We start from the raw sequence: 15,567 nt of genomic DNA, 5'->3' as shown, positions 1-15,567 counted from the left end.
GCACCGCATTGTTTGGCGCGGTTGGGTAACCTTTCATCCGAATCAGCCATAGGTTCTTCATGGCCCTTGCCCGAACCGACACGCTGGAAGCCGCCCTCGCCCAGCTCTTCGAGGATCGCGACACCGCGGCCAGCTGGTTCGCCCTGACCGGCGGAGAGCGGCTGTTTCAGGCCGGGGACGCCGCCGACACCCTGTATCTCGTCCGCTCGGGCCGTCTGGGTGTGTTCCGCCATGAGGAGGGCCTCCCGCCGCAGTTCCTTGGCGTCGTGAAGCCGGGCGAACCGGTCGGCGAGATGGCCATGATCGCTGGCCTCGCGCATTCCGCCAATGTCGTTGCCCTGCGGGACTCCGAGATCCTGGCCTTGCCGCGCGAGGCCTTCCTCGATGCCGTGCGGACCCGACCCGACGTGATGATCGAGCTGTCGCGACTGATGCTGCGTCGCGCCCGCGAGACCACGACCGGTGCGGCAGAGCCCAGCGTGTTCGGCTTCACTTCAGCGCGGACCCGGCCTATCCGCCCCTTCGTCGACCGGATCGCCGCCGCTGTCCGCGCGCTCGGGTTCACCTGTCAGGTGGTGGATCACACGGCGCTGACCTCGTTGTCGGAGTGGTTCTCGCGCGTCGAGGACTCGCACGATTTCGTTCTCTACATCGCCGAGCAGGACCAGCCCTCGTGGGCTGCACTCTGCGCTCGACAGGTGGACCGGCTGTTCATTGTCGGCGACAGCCTGACAGTCCCGCCCCCGGTCGCGCCGGGCCGCAGGGGCCTGCCCGATGTCCACCAGTTCACGGATCTGATCCTCCTGCGCGATGCGCGGATGACGCGGCCCGCAAATACGTCCATCTGGCTGGACACGCTGGATCCCGGACGCTGGTTCCATGCCATCGATGGCAATGCAGACGATGCCGCACGGATCGCGCGGGTGCTGACAGGGACGGCGGTCGGCCTGGTTTTGTCAGGCGGTGGAGCCAGGGCCTATGCCCACATCGGGGCCATCCGCGCGCTGCGTGAGGCGGGCGTGACCTTCGATTTTCTCGGCGGCGCCTCGATGGGTGCCGTGATCGCCGCTGGCCCGGCTCTTGGCTGGAGCGATGAGGACCTCGAGGCCCGTATTCGCAAGGCCTTTGTGACGTCGGATCCGCTGTCCGACATCGCCGTCCCGATCATCGCCATGACCCGGGCCGGCAAGGTCGCTCGACTGCTCGAGCAGGCCTATGGCGACGTGGATATCGCCGACCTGCCCCTGCCCTTCTTTGCCGTGTCATCGAACCTGACGACCGGGCGGATAGAAATCCACCGCCGGGGCCTGCTGCGACGTGCCATCCGGGCCTCGATCTCCATTCCCGGCGTGATGCCGCCGGTCGTCATGGACGGTGCCGTGCTGGTGGATGGTGCGGTGATCAAGAATTTCCCGACCGATGTCATGCGGATGCAGAATGCGGGTCCCACGATCGGGGTCGACATGTCGCAGTCGCGCGGCGTCGATGCTCGTGCGCTGGAAAATCCACCGTCATGGTGGCGCTGGATCCTGTCCGGAGCCTGGAGAGGCGGCCCTCCCATCGTCTCGATCCTGATGCGGTCGGCCACGATCACCTCGGACGCGGAACTGACACGGTCGCGAGCGGACACCGACCTGCTGATCCGTCCGGAGCCCACTGGGGCCGATATCCGGGACTGGAAGATCTACGACCCCGTCGTCGCGGCGGGTTACAAGGCGACCGTCCAGATGTTGGCGAAGCTGGAAGGACCGATCGGCATGCTGAGGAAACGACGTGCGGCGGCGATGGCCGCGGGTGGCACAATGGCCGTCGCGGAAGATGGTACCGCCTCTCAGGCTTGAACTGAGGACCTCCGGTTCCACAAACCGGCGCTCTAACCAACTGAGCTAAGGCGGCGCGCTCTTCGCGAGGGGCGGTCTTTAGCGGGCCTGTTCGTCGCGATCAAGCAGACACTGCGCAAGACGCAAAAGGAAACGCCCCGAGGTTTCCCTCGGGGCGCTGGTCTTCGTCTAGGAGCTTCTCAAGTTACTCAGGCACCGGGAAGCGGATCGTCACGTTGAACGACGCATCTCGGGCTGCACCATCCACCGTTGCCGGGGAGAGCTGGCCACGCTGCGCGACCCGTACGGCTGCTCGACCGAACCCTTGACCAGCAGGCTCTTCAGCCGTGACCTGACAGTTTGCCGGACGCCCGTTGGCCTGGGCTGTACAGCGCACGGTAGCCGAACCCCCAATGCCGCGCTCAAGAGCTCGGGCCGGGAAGTCGTCGCCGGTAACGGACGGGCGGCGTGACCACTGGACGTTCGTGATCACCGACGGCCGGACCGGTGCCGGAGGAGCTGGCGGCGGAGGCGGACCGGGAACGATCACGGGGGGGCCCGTGTATTCGACGCGGTCTTCCTTCTTCGTCGGCTCGATCGGAAGGGTCACCGGTGGCGGAGGTGCCAGGGTATTGATGACCGGCGGGCGCACCTGCAGCTTGGGCGGCGGGGGCGTGTCCGGCGGAGGCGGCGGCGGAGGCGGAGGCGGCGGAGGCGGCGGTGCCGGCTCGATCAGCTCCACATCGACCGATTCATCAACGTAGTTGAACTCGTTCAGTTTAAACTTGGTCTGCTGCACGTAGAAGATCAGGATCCCGAACAGGATCGTGACGACCAGGAGCGCGCCAGCCCAGATGGCCGGGGAGACCCCCATGAAGCCCTTCTTGCGAGGGGCATCATAGCGACTGCGATGGTACTCAACAGGTGTGTCTGTCATGGATTACCCGTCTCTACTGCTTTGACGTGTCTTCGCCGACGAGAGCAACGCTGTAGAAGCCGTTGTCCTGCAGGGCGTTCATGACTTGCATGAAGGTGCCGTAGCGGGTGGTCTGGTCGGCCCGGATGAAGATACGCTCTTCATCCGGATTGCGACCGCCAATCAGGCGTCTCAGGTCGTCTCCCAGCATGTCGACACTGGACCGGCCGTCCCCGATGAACACGTCACCATCGTTCTGGATGGAGATGAACACCGGCTTGGGCGGGTTGGTCTGGGGCGGGGCCACGGCGCGGGGCAGTTTGATCACAACCGACACGGTGGCCAGAGGCGCGGCCACCATGAAGATGATGAGCAGGACAAGCATGATGTCCACGAACGGCGTGACGTTGATCTCGCTGTTCTGCTCGACGTGGTACTTGCCGCCCCCGCCACCACCGAGTTTGGCTGCCATCGCGCTTAAGCTCCCTTGTCGAGCTGACGCGAGATGGCGTTCATCAGTTCAGCGTTGAAGCCGTCCGAGCGGGTGCCATAGGCGGCGATACGGGTGTTGAAGTAGTTGTAGAAGATAACGGCCGGGATAGCGGCGAACAGGCCGATACCGGTGGCGAGCAGGGCCTCGGCGATACCCGGAGCAACGACGGCCAGGTTGGTCGTGTTGGACTCGGCGATCCCGATGAAGGAGTTCATGATCCCGTAAACGGTACCGAACAGACCCACGAACGGGCCGATCGAACCGGTCGAGGCCAGGAACATCTGACCAGCCGACAGGCGACCTGCAAGACCCGACTGCACCGCGGACACGGCAGTCTGGGCGCGGAAGAGCGCCGAGTCACGGTGCTCGCCGACAACGTTCAGGCCGGCCTGACGCGACAGTTCGACTTCCTCAGTTGCCGCGGCGGCCATGTCGGCCAGCGGGTTACCGTCGAACTCGTCCGACGCCGCCACCTTGCGCATGTCTGCGATGGTGCGGGCCTGACGGAAGTTCTCGAGGAAGGTGTCGGTCTTCTTGTTCAGCGAACCGAACTCGATCAGCTTGATGATCAGCAGGGTCCACGAGAAAATGGAGGCCAGGATCAGGCCGATCATCACGACCTTAACGATCAGGCCTGAGTCCATGAACATCGAGATCGGGGTGATGCCGCCCGAATGGCCGCCGGCGTCTTCGCCAGCGACGTCTTCGACGGGGGCAGCTTCGGCAGCGACCGGTGCGGTCGTCGTCGGAGCCGCTGTCTCTGCGGCCGGAGCTGTGGCTGCGGCCGGAGCGGCAGCGTCCTGTGCCAGGGCAGGAGCGCCGGCCATCAGCACGGCGGCACCAGCGAGGGCCAGAATGAAGTTCTTGTTACGGTCGAGCATTGTGCGCCAGTTCCTGCTTTTCTTGGGCTGACTATGGAACCCTAGAGACTGGCCGCAACATGCGACCGCCCCTCCATGAAAATCGGTTTGTCCCGTCGTCCGAGCCATCTGGCTCAAACTCCGGAACGTCTCAGTATCGCATCCGGTTGCCCGAAGGTCACCCTGACGATCGACGTGTCGAAGAACAGAGTTCCGCGACACGCCAGACGCTAACTAAAGATGAAAGCGGTCAAGCTCCTTTGGCGAAGCGATCCCGGAGCGTCAAGTCAGAAGGGCGTCTTTTCGCAGCTTCTGCGGTCACAGATCGAAAAAGCCCGCTGCAACACGCTAAAGCGACATTTTCATGATGCCTTGACGGCGGATTATGCCGAGATTGCCTGGCAAGGCGATGGGCCGCCGAAGGCAAACGACCAGGGATTTATCGGGAATGGTGCCTGGGGGCGGATTCGAACCACCGACACGCGGATTTTCAATCCGCTGCTCTACCAACTGAGCTACCCAGGCGCAGGCGTCGTAACGCGAGAGCGGGGTCTATAAGCGAGCCAATCCGGGGTGTCCATCCCGGATTGTGTGACTTTGTTACTCGTCCATCGGCTCATCGTCCGTCGGCTCATCCGCCCGCACCGGGATGGCATAGCTCCCCGTGAACCAGCGGTTCAGGTCGACATCCGCACACCGCCGGGAACAGAAGGGACGATAGGCTTCGACAGCCGGCTTGCGCTCGCAGATGGGACAGAGTGCCATGGATCAGCCTTCCTGGATGGAGCCTTCACCGGCCCTCAGAGCGGGATCGACCACAACGCCAACGCGCGGCCCGAGCTGATCGAGCCAGGCTTTTGCAAAAGCAGCCTCAGCCGTTCCACAGGTTACCCGGTACCGAGGCACGGTTGTGTTCGATAGGAGCGTCGCCCTCGCCTCGCGCACCAGGGCGATGGCCGAGGTCTCTGCTCCGCTGGCAGTATCGTCTGGCAAAAGCGACGAAGATACCGGACGTTCACGCCAGGGCATCGCCAGTTGCATGACGCCAAACCGGTTCAGGGGCCCGTAGACGATCTGCGGATCGGCGCCAAACGCCCCGCGTGCCGCTGCACCGATCGTCTTTGCATCATGGACCGATCCGACCAGATCGATCGCCACCAGACCTCCCCAGCTTTTCAGCCGGATGAGCCGCGCGGCTTGCCGGAGACCTTCGAGATTTGCTCGGTCCCGGCCTTTTCGACCTGCAGTGCCGTCATGATCAATGTCGACTGTGATCATGGCCCGAGTGCGCTCAACCGAAAGATCCAGCCCCAGGTCGCTCAGCAGGAACCGGCTGGACAGGGCCTCTTCCGCTGCTTCCATACCGGCACGGATCGCAGCGAGGCCGGTTTGCAGGCCGGCATCAGGTGCGAGCGCTGCAAGCTGGGTCGCGACGTCAGGGCCGGGCTGCAAAAGTCGCGGCTCTCCCTGCCCCTCGCCCAGCAAGCGCAACGTCGCCCCCTTGGTGCCCCGCGGTTCGGACACGACGATGACGTCAAGCTTCTGGCCGACGGCCAGTTGCTGGCCTTTTGGCAGCGGGAGGAATGCAGGCGACCCCGCCCCAAGGTCAAGGAAGGCCGCCCCTAGTCCGGGATTGATTTCGACGACCCGCCCCACAGACCGGCTGCCGAGCCGAACCGCGATCGGCTCGCGGTCACGCTGAATCAGCAATCGCTCGAACCGGCCGTTTCGTACCATCACGCCCCGCGTCTCACCGGGCGTGTCGTCCAGAAAGACCTCGAGGTCGCTCACGGGTTTCGCCAGCCGACCCCGGCGAGGAGGTTCGTCGTCTCGAACAGAGGCAGGCCCATCACCGCCGGATGGCTGCCCACGATCCTGACGACGAAAGCACCCGCCGGTCCCTGGATTCCATATCCGCCTGCCTTGCCGCGCCAGTCTTGCGTCGCGACGTAGTCTCGTATCTCGGCGGGAGACAGGACCTTGAAGGAGACACGCGTATCGACCACCCGGCTGAGCACATGTCCATGGGCGGCCACCGCTACCGCCGTGAAGACACGGTGATTGCGACCTGACAGGAGGTTCAGGAAGGCTGTGGCCTCAGCCGCATCACGCGGTTTCTCCAGCAGCCGGCGACCGACCGCGACCACGGTGTCTGCGGCGAGGATCACGCAACCCGAAGATCGCCCGGCCACCACTGCGGCCTTGGTTCGGGCCAGCCGGACCGCCAGACGCGATGGCGTCTCGTCCCTGAGCGGGGTCTCGTCAATGTCGGCGGGGTCGATACGATCGGGCACGATGCCCAGTTGCGCCAGCAATTCGATGCGGCGCGGGCTGGCCGAAGCCAGCACCAGATCAGGACGGCTCATGACGAGCCCGTCCTTACTTGAAGCGATAGGTGATGCGACCCTTGGTCAGGTCATAGGGCGTCATTTCGACCAGCACCTTGTCCCCGGCCAGCACGCGAATGCGGTTCTTGCGCATCTTGCCGGCCGTGTGGGCGATGATCTCGTGGTCGTTCCCCTCGAGCAGCACGCGGAACGTGGCATTGGGCAGCAATTCGCTGACCACGCCGGGAAACTCGAGCAGTTCTTCCTTAGCCATGCGGCCTCTCACGCCCCGTGAAGACAAGTCCGGGCGCACGCCGGGCACAGCGTGCGCTTTTCAAGAAGGCGGGCTCATGCACCAAATTGAGCCGCTAGTCGAGTTCTCGTCCCTCTGGCGACACGATGGGGACGAAACGCACATCACCCCCGCCGGTACAGCGCGCAGACCAGGGTGAACAGGCGCCGGGCGGTCTCGTGATCAATGGCGACCTTGCCCTCGAGCCGGGCCGTGAGCAGTTCGGCCCCCTCGTTGTGCAGCCCACGCCGGCCCATGTCGACTGCCTCGATCTGGGTCGCCGAAGAGCCGCGCAGCGCCTCGTAGTAGCTATCGCAGATCAGCAGATAGTCCTTCAGCACCGTCTTCATCGGCGTCAGGGACAGGGCATAGGTCCGGGCGTAGTCTGCGCCGGTCACATCGAACGCCAGACGATTGTCCTGCAGCGACAGCTTCAGCCGGTAAGGGCCCGTGATCGCCTCTGCGGGCTGGAAGCTGTTCTTTTCGACAAGGTCAAAAATGGCGACCCGGCGTTCGTGCTCGATCTCGGCGGTCGCCGACGGCAGTGTCGCCGCATCCAGATCGACGGCTTCAAGCCTGTGCTCGGTCATCGGATGCCTTCTTCGGGAGTGGGCTCGTGAAGATGGGTAGGCGCAACGCGCGCTTCCCAGCGTTCCGAAAGGTCAGCGACCACGACATCCAGGCATTCGACGTCGACCCGCAGGTCTCCCCCGCCCGCGAACATCAGGATCGCCTTGCCGCCCGGCGCTTCCTCGTCGATGAAATGGATGGCCAGCAACTCCAGCGCCGCATCGGGAAGGCGAGGCAAACCCCGGCTCTTGACGGCTGACACGTCACCAAACTGCAGCGCGGCCCGCACCCTTGTCCCGCCGCACTCCCAGCAGAACCGGCTCAGCTGGATTGTCAGGGTCCGAGCCCGTCGTTCCCAGACGATATCGGCAGGACGCAGGATCGAGTCCTGCAGGGCTGCTGAAATGATCGCCAGGTCCTCGCCGTCCTCGGCCAGGAGGCGAAGAGGTGTATTCCCCGCCTTCACAGCCTCGTCGACGGCAGACGCCACATCGGCGTCGGACAGGACGTCAGTGCTCGTCATGATACCCGTGCTGCCTTTCGATCTGCGCGCCGCAGGCCGAGAGCTTTTCCTCCAGCCGTTCGAACCCGCGATCCAGGTGATACACGCGTCCGACCGAGGTTTCACCCTCGGCGACGAGTCCGGCAATCACGAGGCTGACCGAAGCCCTGAGGTCGGTGGCCATGACCGGGGCCCCGTGCAGGAACTCTACGCCATTCACCCGCGCCTCGCCCGCATGAACGGCGATGTCGGCCCCCAGCCGTGCCAGTTCGGGAGCATGCATGAAGCGGTTCTCGAAAATGTTCTCGTGAATGATGCTGGTGCCGTCGGCCGTGGTCATCAGGGCCATGAACTGGGCCTGCAGATCGGTCGCAAAGCCGGGATAGATCTCGGTCGCGATATCGGTCGCCTTCAACCGAACCCCGGGATCGCGTCTGACAATGACGCCGTCATCGGTCGGGGTCACTTCGACGCCGGCTTCGACCATACGGTCGGTCAGCGCTGCAATCAGATCGGCCCTCCCCCGGGTCAGGCGCACCTCGCCGCCCGCCATGGCAGCGGCAACGGCATAGGATCCCATCTCGATCCGGTCGGGGATCACGGACCACTCACCGCCGGTCAGCGAGGTGACACCTTCGATCACGAGCGTGTCGGTATCGATACCCTCGATCCGGGCTCCCATCATGACCAGACAACGGGCAAGGTCGCCGATCTCGGGCTCGCGCGCGGCACGTTTCAGCACCGTGGTGCCCTGGGCAAGGGTCGCCGCCATCAGGGTATGCTCGGTCGCACCGACCGAAACGAAAGGAAACTCGATCTCCGCGCCGCGCAGGCCCTTGGGTGCTGTCGCGGAGACATAGCCCTCGTCCAGCTCGATCAGGGCTCCCAGCCGGGTCAAGGCATCCAGATGCAGGTCAACCGGTCGCGCGCCGATCGTGCAGCCGCCGGGCAGCGAAACCTTGGCATGCCCTGTTCGCGCCAGGAGCGGCCCCAGCACATTGAACGACGCCCGCATCTGCCGCACGAGGTCATAGGGAGCGAAGGTCGAGGTGATCTCCCGCGCATCGAACAGGGTCTCCTGATCGACGCCCTGCCCGGTCTCGGTCACCGTCACGCCGAACTGGCGGAGCAACTGTCCAAGAAACTTCGTGTCGGCGAGACGCGGCATGTTCGTCAGCCGCAAGGGCTGGTCGGTCAGAATCGAGGCAGCCATCAGCTTGATGGCCGAATTCTTGGCCCCGCTGACCGGGATTTCCCCATGCAGCTTATGGCCACCGGTGACGACGATTCTGTCCATGATATCCTTCAGGCACCGGGCGGAGGCCCGGCGGTCGGCTATCTAGCGCGGCACAGGGTCCCCGCGAAAGTCCCCGCCCGCTTCCGGGCCCATGACATTCAGTTGCGCGGCTTGACCCGGACGGGTGCTGCCACCTTGCGCCGTCGCAGATTGTCCCGAAGCGCCGTGGCCAGCCGCAACGCCCGGTCCGCCTTGGCCACCTGCTCCGGCGTCCGGGCCGGAATGGCGGGGATATCGGGCGGGATATCGGGGGTCTGGGTCATGAATACACTCAGCCCCGAGAAAGTTTTCGGATCAAGCCGCTGTTTTGGCTTTCCCCCAGCAATCGCTTTGGCTATACGCCCGGTTCCTCAGATTTCGCCGCCGTAGCTCAGTGGTAGAGCGCATCCTTGGTAAGGCTGAGGTCGTGGGTTCGATTCCCCCCGGCGGCACCATCTGACGAGAAGGCCCGGTCGCGAGACCGGGCCTTTTTCGTTTCCGCATCGAGATCGAGAAAAGCGTTGCTTCAGTCAGCGACGATCAGGGGTGCGCGATCGGCATCACCGTCACGGCGGCTGGACGGCTGCTCCGTCCGGGTCAGGGGTGGAGATCCCAGCGGCCGGCCGGGATAAACGACGCCTGGTGCAAACACCGGAGCGCCATAGCCAAGGCCAAAACCCCGCCCCGTCGATCCGAACCCACCCGGGCCGAACCCACCCGGGCCATAGCCGTAGCCATAACCATAGGGACCGCCATAGCCGTAGCCATAATCGTTCTTCGACTGGCTGTAGCTGAGGTTCAGCCGGCCGGTTTCCCCGATCGGCAGAGACACCGATGCGGAATAGGCACTGAAGTCGCCGGTCCCAATGGCGGCACTGACCTCGCCATGAACCTTGCGGTCGTCGCGTTCCAGCCACGAGCCCTCCCCATCTTCCCCATAGGCTTCGCTGGCCTCGCTCCGCTGGGCGATCCACCGATCGATCTGTTCTGCGGTGGAAAGACCGTGCGGCGTGATTTCCTGGCCACTGACAGCCGGGACTTCCGGGGCAACCGGAGCCTCGGCGCCGACAAGAACGGCTCCTGTACTGCCGACGGGGGCCGTCGTGACGATGCCTTCGGGATCGGACACCGCCAGCGCCGCCATGGCGACGAGAAGACTGTTCAGCATACGCCCTACTCCCTGATTGCCGTCAGCTTTAGCGCATATTGCGTCAAAGATCAGGCCGTTCCGTCGCCTCGCAAAAGTGGATCGGGGAGACGCTCCCCTTCCGGCACAAACGTCAGGGCAATGGAATTGATGCAGTAACGCAAGCGCGTGGGAGCGGGCCCGTCCGGAAAGACATGCCCCTGATGGCTGTCGCAGCGGGCACAGCGGGTTTCGACACGCACCATTCCATAGGCGCGATCTTCGACCGCCCGGACGTGAGCTTCGTCGACGGGCTGGGTGAAGCTGGGCCAGCCGGTGCCGCTTTCGAACTTCGTCGCTGTCCGGAACAACGGCAGCCCGCACTCACGGCAGCAGAACACTCCGGCCCGCTTTTCGTCCAGCAGTGTCCCGCAGAACGGAGCTTCAGTCCCGTGAGCCAGAAGCACGCGCTTCTCCTCAGGGGAAAGGTCCGCCTCGAGTGCCACCCGCTGCGATTCGCTGGGCGGCGTGAGATCAAAGCCTGAAGCGGAGCGAAGGGGTTCAGGATAGGTCGTGGTTGTCATGCAGGAGACATAGGAAGACGACGCGCAGGTGCCAACCCGGCCACTCGCCAAAGGGGCGCGTGACCGGGTCGCAGGCTAACGTCGCGGCCTACTGGAACAGGCCACCGACCCAGGCCCGCACGGCCGCCTCGTCCGTCGGGTTGCCGGTGTAGGCAAGGCCCTGGCCCGGGACATAGGGCTGGTTGGCCCGCGCACGGGTCGTCCAGGCCTTGTGACCATAGCTGAGGTCCGCATAGTTCGATGGCAGGCGCAGTACGGTCGGCTCGATGTAGATCGAGTCCGTCGCTGTGGTCGACCCCGCGATGCGGACGTTCGGCAAGCGGCTCAGCAGGTCCAGAGTGTCTAGGCATCCACCGGCACAGCCCGCATCGACCAGTACGACGATCGGTCCGGCCACTGGATTGGCCGCACCGGTGTCGGCGACAGCCGGTCGGCCCGGCATGGTGAAGGACGTCTGGCCGGCTGCGATCGCCGTGTCGAAGGCTGCGACGATGGCAGCCGTCTGTTCGATCACCGGGCCGCTCTCCTGAACGAAGCGGGGATCCGCCTGCATCCGGCCCAAGGTATCAGCAAACCATTGGCGGTTGGCGGGCGTCGCGCGATAGGTCAGCGTTCCGGCGTCCGGCTGGCGGCTGACCGTGAACTCGGGCGTCCAAATGCGATTGGCGAGGCCGTAACCACGCGCCGTCGCGTTGACCGAAGCGCCATTAGCCCCGCGAAGGTCAATAACGGCTCCCTGAGGACCGCGAATGGCGGCAATCTGACCCTCGACCTGACCGAAGAACGCATCCCAGCCGGCATCATCGGCCAGCGAATGCATGTGGATCCACGGGCGTCCGTTGACCTGCTCGACAGCGAGATCGGTCGTCGGAACATAGATCGTTGCGCGATAGGCCGCCTCCATGCCCGCAGCATCGCCGACCTGATTGGTCAGGCGGAAATCGCGGTCCCTCCGGTTGACCGTGAACTTGCAGCTGGCGGGCGTGCCGCCGCCGAACGGATTGTTGCGGTTCCAGGTGAGATATGGGGCCGACAGAACGCGACCGGCCTCGGTTGTGAGGTCTCCCTCCCAGCCCGCCAGACGCCGGGTGACCATGTCTGCAACGGGAATGGTATCGCACTCCTTCAGCACCGCTCCCAGCGGGGGCAGACCGCGCACGCCAGGCTCGACGTAGGAAACGACGTACTGGCCGTCCTTCCAGGCGGTCGTAAACCCGGCCCAGCCGATGCCGAACCAGGCGGGCTGTGGCTGATAGGTCGGCCGGATGGTGATGTTGGCGTCACGGAAACCCCGTGCATAGTAACGCATCAGATAGGCATGGCTGTCGCCGCTGTTGACGCGGGCTGCCTTCTCGCGGGCGTCCGCCAGTCCGGCATCCAGCCAGGCCCGGAATGCCTCGCTGGCCGGCCCGGGCACCACGGCAGCCGGGTGATTGTCGCGCAGGGCCGCATGGGCAGCGGTCAGATCCTGCTCGGCCAGTTGCCGGAAATTCTGGGCCGAAGCCGTCCCTGAAAGACCCAGAAGCAGGGCGGCGGCGGAAACAGCGGTCAGAAGGCGCGTCATCTGGGGAGCTCCGGACGTCAAAAGGGGAGAGGCCGGTGTTAAAGCCGATCCGCACCCTGATTGCCAACCCAGAACGACAGGATCGTGAACCCGGTTTACTCCACTGTCTGCCTTCCCTAATCCGGAGCGAAACTAGGACCCGGGTTCGCATGTTCTCCAAGATTCTGATCGCCAACCGTGGCGAGATCGCCGTCCGCATCATCAAGACGGCCCGGCGCATGGGAATTCGGACCGCACTGGTCCATTCCGATGCCGACACGGGATCGCTGGCTTACGAGATGGCCGACGAGACCATCCACATCGGCCCCGCACCCGCAGCCCAGTCCTATCTGATCCAGGACAGGATCGTGGACGCGGTCCGCCGGTCGGGCGCGGAGGCCGTGCACCCCGGCTTCGGCTTCCTGTCGGAGAACCCTGTCTTCGCACGCCGCCTCGAAGCCGAAGGCATCACCTTCATCGGACCCAATCCACACGCCATCGAGGCCATGGGCGACAAGATCACGTCCAAGAAGTTTGCCGCGGAAGCCGGGGTCTCCACAGTGCCGGGCCACATGGGGCTGATCGAATCCAATGCCCATGCCATCCAGATCGCCAACGAAATCGGTTATCCCGTGATGATCAAGGCCTCCGCCGGCGGCGGCGGCAAAGGCATTCGCGTTGCCCATTCGGACGCCGACATGGCGGAAGGCTTCGACGCGGTGAAGGCTGAGGCCCTGACAGCCTTTGGCGATGACCGCGTCTTCCTCGAGAAATTCATCATCGACCCGCGCCACATCGAAATTCAGGTGCTGGGTGACAAGCATGGCAACATCGTCAGCCTGTTCGACCGTGAGTGCTCGATCCAGCGCCGTAACCAGAAGGTCATCGAGGAGGCCCCCTCCCCCCTGCTGGACGACGTTACGCGCAAGGCGATGTCGGATCAGGCCATCGCCCTGGCGCGCGCCGTGAACTACGACTCTGCGGGCACCGTGGAATTTGTTGCCGGTCAGGACCGCAGCTTCTTCTTTCTGGAGATGAACACGCGCCTGCAGGTCGAACATCCGGTTACGGAATTGATCACCGGCGTCGATCTCGTCGAACAGATGATCCGCTCTGCCGCAGGCGAGTCCCTGCCTTTCACCCAGGACCAGCTGGCCATCAATGGCTGGGCGATCGAGAGCCGCATCTATGCCGAGGATCCCTATCGCGGCTTCCTGCCGTCCATCGGCCGCCTCGTCCGCTACGATCAGCCCGAGGAAGGTCAGCAGGACGGCTATGTGGTCCGCAACGACTCCGGTGTCCGCGAGGGCGACGAGATCTCGATGTTCTACGATCCCATGATCGCCAAGCTGAACACCTGGGCTCCAACCCGCATTGCCGCCATCGACGGCATGAAACGGGCGCTGGAAGATACCCATCTGCAGGGGGTTGGCCACAATGTGCCGTTCCTCGCTGCCGTGATGGACCAGGACCGGTTCCGGTCGGGACACCTGTCCACCAGCTATATCAAGGATGAATTCCCTGACGGCTTCCAGGGTGCAGAGCCGAATCGTCGTCAGCTCGACATCCTGATTGCTACGGCCGCGGCGATGAACGAGATCCTGACCGAGCAGTCCGGCGACCCTTCCGACCGCACGGACTGGATCGTTCTGGTCGATCGCCAGGCACACGGCGTGTCCCTGGGATATGATGACGACGAGGCCCTGACGCTGGATCTCGCGGGCGAGGACCGGGCGCTGCGGCTATCCGAGATCGACTGGCGGCCGGGTCTGGCCCAGTTTCGCGGCATGCTCGACGACTCCCCCTTCACCGCCGAGGTCGCCCGCATCGCCGATGGGTTCGCCATCCGCACGGGAGCCGCAAAGGCCCGTGTGCGCGTCCTGACGCCCCGCATGGCCGAGCTTTTCGCCCGCCTGCCCGAAAAGGCGGCCGCCGATACATCCAAACTGATCCAGTCGCCCATGCCGGGCCTCGTCGTATCGATCGCGGTCGAAGTGGGCCAGGAGGTCAAGGCCGGGGAAACAGTCGCCGTCATCGAGGCCATGAAGATGCAGAACATTCTCCGCGCCGACCGTGACGGAGTGGTCAAGACCGTTGGTGCCAAGGCTGGCGACCCGGTCGCGGCTGACGACGTTCTGGTCGAGTTCGCCTGATTGCGAGGGCATCGCGGATCACATGGAACGAGGCCTAGAGCGTTCGGGATCTAGACCACGGTCCCGAACACCCGTCCAATGCCAGCGGTCAAGGCCATGGCCAGAGCACCCCAGAAGGTGACGCGCAGCACCGCCCGGACGACGCCCGCTCCGCCCGCCTTCGCACCCAGTCCGCCCAGCAGGGCGAGGCCGACGAGAGCGGAGCCTGACACGAGCCAGACCAGAATCGATGCTGGCGCAAGGGCTACGACGACCAGCGGGATCACCGCTCCCAGGGCAAAGGTCACTGCCGAGGTCAGGGCCGCCTGCACCGGACGCGCCGTCGTGTGCTCCGAGATTCCAAGTTCATCGCGCGCATGGGCCCCGAGAGCGTCGTGGACCATCAACTGCCGCGCGACCTCGAGAGATGTCTCCGGGCTGACACCCCGGCTGCGATAAATGCTCGCCAGCTCGCGTGTCTCCGCCTCCGGATCATCCAGCAGTTCGGCACGCTCGCGGTCCAGATCCGCTGTCTCGGTGTCTGACTGCGAGCTGACAGAGACATACTCCCCCGCCGCCATGGACATCGCACCCGCAACCAGACCGGCGACACCGGCCACCAGGATACCGGTCTTGCCCGTTCCGGCCGCGGCAACACCGACGACCAGGCTGGCTGTCGACACAAGTCCGTCATTCGCCCCCAGAACGGCAGCCCTCAGCCACCCGATCCTCGCTACCAGATGCCGCTCCGGATGACGCTCTAGTCGGCTCATGGTCGATCCTTCCTGCCGCAACGGGCAACCCGTCATGGTCCTCTCCCACGGCAGCACAGCGACCGCCACCTCAAGCGGGATTCAGGGCGAACTACAGAGCATTAAGACCGGTGTCGGGGCCGTGTCCCGAAATGCCGCGCCATCGGGCCCAAACAAAAAGGCCCCCCGGTCTGCACCGGGGGGCCTTCCTTGTTTCGGTCGATCGCTGGAGGTTAGGCCAGGATCTTGGCCACGACGCCGGCGCCGACGGTGCGGCCGCCTTCACGGATGGCGAAGCGCAGCTTCTCTTCCATGGCGATCGGGGTGATCAGCTCGACGTTCAGCTCGGCATTGTCGCCGGGCATGATCATCTC

18 protein-coding genes and 3 tRNA genes are annotated in these 15,567 nt (G+C 64.7%); 3 read left to right on the top strand and 18 right to left on the bottom strand.

Annotation, left to right across the window (positions count from 1 at the left end; translation table 11 throughout):
* The first annotated feature begins 59 nt into the window (after positions 1 to 59).
* Complete coding sequence (locus GGR13_RS04680) at positions 60 to 1,841, top strand: patatin-like phospholipase family protein (protein WP_183212353.1); 1,782 nt, start codon at positions 60 to 62, stop codon at positions 1,839 to 1,841.
* On the opposite strand, the gene GGR13_RS04675 is transcribed toward GGR13_RS04680, so the two are convergent.
* The 13 genes from GGR13_RS04675 to GGR13_RS04615 all read right to left on the bottom strand — a co-directional run bounded on the left by GGR13_RS04675 (position 1,820) and on the right by GGR13_RS04615 (position 9,340).
* A tRNA-His gene (locus GGR13_RS04675) sits at positions 1,820 to 1,896 on the bottom strand. The genes GGR13_RS04680 and GGR13_RS04675 overlap by 22 nt on opposite strands.
* 129 nt (positions 1,897 to 2,025) lie before the next feature.
* Entirely contained in the window at positions 2,026 to 2,757 is a 732-nt protein-coding gene (locus GGR13_RS04670) for an energy transducer TonB (protein WP_183212352.1), read from the bottom strand.
* 13 nt (positions 2,758 to 2,770) lie between these two features.
* The gene (locus GGR13_RS04665) at positions 2,771 to 3,208 is read right to left on the bottom strand and encodes a biopolymer transporter ExbD (protein ID WP_183212350.1); all 438 of its coding nucleotides are present in this window, start codon (positions 3,206 to 3,208) and stop codon (positions 2,771 to 2,773) included.
* Positions 3,209 to 3,213: 5 nt separating this feature from the next.
* The gene (locus tag GGR13_RS04660) at positions 3,214 to 4,110 is read right to left on the bottom strand and encodes a MotA/TolQ/ExbB proton channel family protein (protein ID WP_183212348.1); all 897 of its coding nucleotides are present in this window, start codon (positions 4,108 to 4,110) and stop codon (positions 3,214 to 3,216) included.
* Positions 4,111 to 4,538: 428 nt separating this feature from the next.
* Positions 4,539 to 4,614: transfer RNA gene (locus GGR13_RS04655), tRNA-Phe, on the bottom strand.
* A gap of 75 nt (positions 4,615 to 4,689) precedes the next feature.
* Positions 4,690 to 4,854, bottom strand: coding sequence for a DNA gyrase inhibitor YacG (gene yacG, locus GGR13_RS04650; protein ID WP_183212346.1), 165 nt, complete (start codon positions 4,852 to 4,854; stop codon positions 4,690 to 4,692).
* Between the two features lie 3 nt (positions 4,855 to 4,857).
* Complete coding sequence (locus tag GGR13_RS04645; protein WP_183212345.1) at positions 4,858 to 5,880, bottom strand: ribonuclease E/G; 1,023 nt, start codon at positions 5,878 to 5,880, stop codon at positions 4,858 to 4,860.
* Positions 5,877 to 6,455, bottom strand: coding sequence for a Maf family protein (locus GGR13_RS04640; RefSeq protein WP_183212344.1), 579 nt, complete (start codon positions 6,453 to 6,455; stop codon positions 5,877 to 5,879). Before GGR13_RS04640 ends, GGR13_RS04645 begins: the two co-directional genes overlap by 4 nt.
* A 13-nt stretch (positions 6,456 to 6,468) precedes the next feature.
* Entirely contained in the window at positions 6,469 to 6,690 is a 222-nt protein-coding gene (gene infA / locus GGR13_RS04635; RefSeq protein ID WP_013269122.1) for a translation initiation factor IF-1, read from the bottom strand.
* Between the two features lie 143 nt (positions 6,691 to 6,833).
* A complete protein-coding gene (locus tag GGR13_RS04630) occupies positions 6,834 to 7,298 on the bottom strand; it encodes a UPF0262 family protein (protein WP_183212342.1) in 465 nt (154 codons plus the stop codon).
* A complete protein-coding gene (locus tag GGR13_RS04625; RefSeq protein ID WP_183212341.1) occupies positions 7,295 to 7,801 on the bottom strand; it encodes a DUF2948 family protein in 507 nt (168 codons plus the stop codon). The genes GGR13_RS04630 and GGR13_RS04625 overlap by 4 nt, the downstream gene beginning before the upstream one ends.
* A complete protein-coding gene (murA, locus tag GGR13_RS04620) occupies positions 7,788 to 9,077 on the bottom strand; it encodes a UDP-N-acetylglucosamine 1-carboxyvinyltransferase (protein ID WP_183212339.1) in 1,290 nt (429 codons plus the stop codon). The genes GGR13_RS04625 and murA overlap by 14 nt, the downstream gene beginning before the upstream one ends.
* 98 nt (positions 9,078 to 9,175) lie before the next feature.
* Positions 9,176 to 9,340, bottom strand: a complete 165-nt coding sequence (locus GGR13_RS04615) for a hypothetical protein (protein WP_183212337.1) — start codon at positions 9,338 to 9,340, stop codon at positions 9,176 to 9,178.
* A gap of 96 nt (positions 9,341 to 9,436) precedes the next feature.
* Here GGR13_RS04615 and GGR13_RS04610 point away from each other — a divergent pair.
* A tRNA-Thr gene (locus GGR13_RS04610) sits at positions 9,437 to 9,511 on the top strand.
* Positions 9,512 to 9,582: 71 nt separating this feature from the next.
* Here the strand turns inward: GGR13_RS04610 and GGR13_RS04605 are convergent.
* The 3 genes from GGR13_RS04605 to GGR13_RS04595 all read right to left on the bottom strand — a co-directional run bounded on the left by GGR13_RS04605 (position 9,583) and on the right by GGR13_RS04595 (position 12,330).
* Positions 9,583 to 10,224 carry a hypothetical protein gene (locus tag GGR13_RS04605; RefSeq protein WP_183212335.1) on the bottom strand — a complete coding sequence of 214 codons (642 nt, stop codon included), beginning with the start codon at positions 10,222 to 10,224 and terminating at the stop codon, positions 9,583 to 9,585.
* A gap of 50 nt (positions 10,225 to 10,274) precedes the next feature.
* Positions 10,275 to 10,766, bottom strand: a complete 492-nt coding sequence (msrB, locus tag GGR13_RS04600; RefSeq protein WP_183212334.1) for a peptide-methionine (R)-S-oxide reductase MsrB — start codon at positions 10,764 to 10,766, stop codon at positions 10,275 to 10,277.
* Between the two features lie 88 nt (positions 10,767 to 10,854).
* Positions 10,855 to 12,330: a hypothetical protein gene (locus tag GGR13_RS04595; protein ID WP_183212333.1), complete on the bottom strand. Its 1,476-nt coding sequence runs from the start codon at positions 12,328 to 12,330 to the stop codon at positions 10,855 to 10,857.
* 149 nt (positions 12,331 to 12,479) lie between these two features.
* On the opposite strand from GGR13_RS04595, the gene GGR13_RS04590 reads away from it, so the two are divergent.
* Positions 12,480 to 14,462 (top strand): acetyl-CoA carboxylase biotin carboxylase subunit, encoded by a 1,983-nt coding sequence (locus GGR13_RS04590; RefSeq protein WP_183212331.1) that lies wholly within the window; start codon positions 12,480 to 12,482, stop codon positions 14,460 to 14,462.
* A 50-nt stretch (positions 14,463 to 14,512) separates the two neighbouring features.
* Here GGR13_RS04590 and GGR13_RS04585 read toward each other — a convergent pair whose 3' ends face one another.
* Positions 14,513 to 15,214, bottom strand: coding sequence for a VIT1/CCC1 transporter family protein (locus GGR13_RS04585; RefSeq protein WP_183212329.1), 702 nt, complete (start codon positions 15,212 to 15,214; stop codon positions 14,513 to 14,515).
* Positions 15,215 to 15,426: 212 nt separating this feature from the next.
* Positions 15,427 to 15,567: EF-Tu C-terminal domain-related protein (locus GGR13_RS04580; protein WP_484478986.1), on the bottom strand; the 141-nt coding region annotated here is incomplete at its 5' end.

It is taken from the genome of Brevundimonas variabilis (genome assembly GCF_014199945.1).
Classification (GTDB): Bacteria; Pseudomonadota; Alphaproteobacteria; order Caulobacterales; family Caulobacteraceae; genus Brevundimonas; species Brevundimonas variabilis.
Note: the sequence above shows the minus strand (reverse complement) of the source record. Positions and strands in the feature narration are given on the sequence as shown.

Coding starts and splice junctions, on each gene's coding strand:
- GGR13_RS04680 (WP_183212353.1), top strand. CDS start 60: ATGGCCCTTGCCCGAACCGACACGCTGGAAGCCGCCCTCGCCCAGCTC.
- GGR13_RS04670 (WP_183212352.1), bottom strand. CDS start 2,757: ATGACAGACACACCTGTTGAGTACCATCGCAGTCGCTATGATGCCCCT.
- GGR13_RS04665 (WP_183212350.1), bottom strand. CDS start 3,208: ATGGCAGCCAAACTCGGTGGTGGCGGGGGCGGCAAGTACCACGTCGAG.
- GGR13_RS04660 (WP_183212348.1), bottom strand. CDS start 4,110: ATGCTCGACCGTAACAAGAACTTCATTCTGGCCCTCGCTGGTGCCGCC.
- yacG (WP_183212346.1), bottom strand. CDS start 4,854: ATGGCACTCTGTCCCATCTGCGAGCGCAAGCCGGCTGTCGAAGCCTAT.
- GGR13_RS04640 (WP_183212344.1), bottom strand. CDS start 6,455: ATGAGCCGTCCTGATCTGGTGCTGGCTTCGGCCAGCCCGCGCCGCATC.
- infA (WP_013269122.1), bottom strand. CDS start 6,690: ATGGCTAAGGAAGAACTGCTCGAGTTTCCCGGCGTGGTCAGCGAATTG.
- GGR13_RS04630 (WP_183212342.1), bottom strand. CDS start 7,298: ATGACCGAGCACAGGCTTGAAGCCGTCGATCTGGATGCGGCGACACTG.
- GGR13_RS04625 (WP_183212341.1), bottom strand. CDS start 7,801: ATGACGAGCACTGACGTCCTGTCCGACGCCGATGTGGCGTCTGCCGTC.
- murA (WP_183212339.1), bottom strand. CDS start 9,077: ATGGACAGAATCGTCGTCACCGGTGGCCATAAGCTGCATGGGGAAATC.
- GGR13_RS04615 (WP_183212337.1), bottom strand. CDS start 9,340: ATGACCCAGACCCCCGATATCCCGCCCGATATCCCCGCCATTCCGGCC.
- GGR13_RS04605 (WP_183212335.1), bottom strand. CDS start 10,224: ATGCTGAACAGTCTTCTCGTCGCCATGGCGGCGCTGGCGGTGTCCGAT.
- msrB (WP_183212334.1), bottom strand. CDS start 10,766: ATGACAACCACGACCTATCCTGAACCCCTTCGCTCCGCTTCAGGCTTT.
- GGR13_RS04595 (WP_183212333.1), bottom strand. CDS start 12,330: ATGACGCGCCTTCTGACCGCTGTTTCCGCCGCCGCCCTGCTTCTGGGT.
- GGR13_RS04590 (WP_183212331.1), top strand. CDS start 12,480: ATGTTCTCCAAGATTCTGATCGCCAACCGTGGCGAGATCGCCGTCCGC.
- GGR13_RS04585 (WP_183212329.1), bottom strand. CDS start 15,214: ATGAGCCGACTAGAGCGTCATCCGGAGCGGCATCTGGTAGCGAGGATC.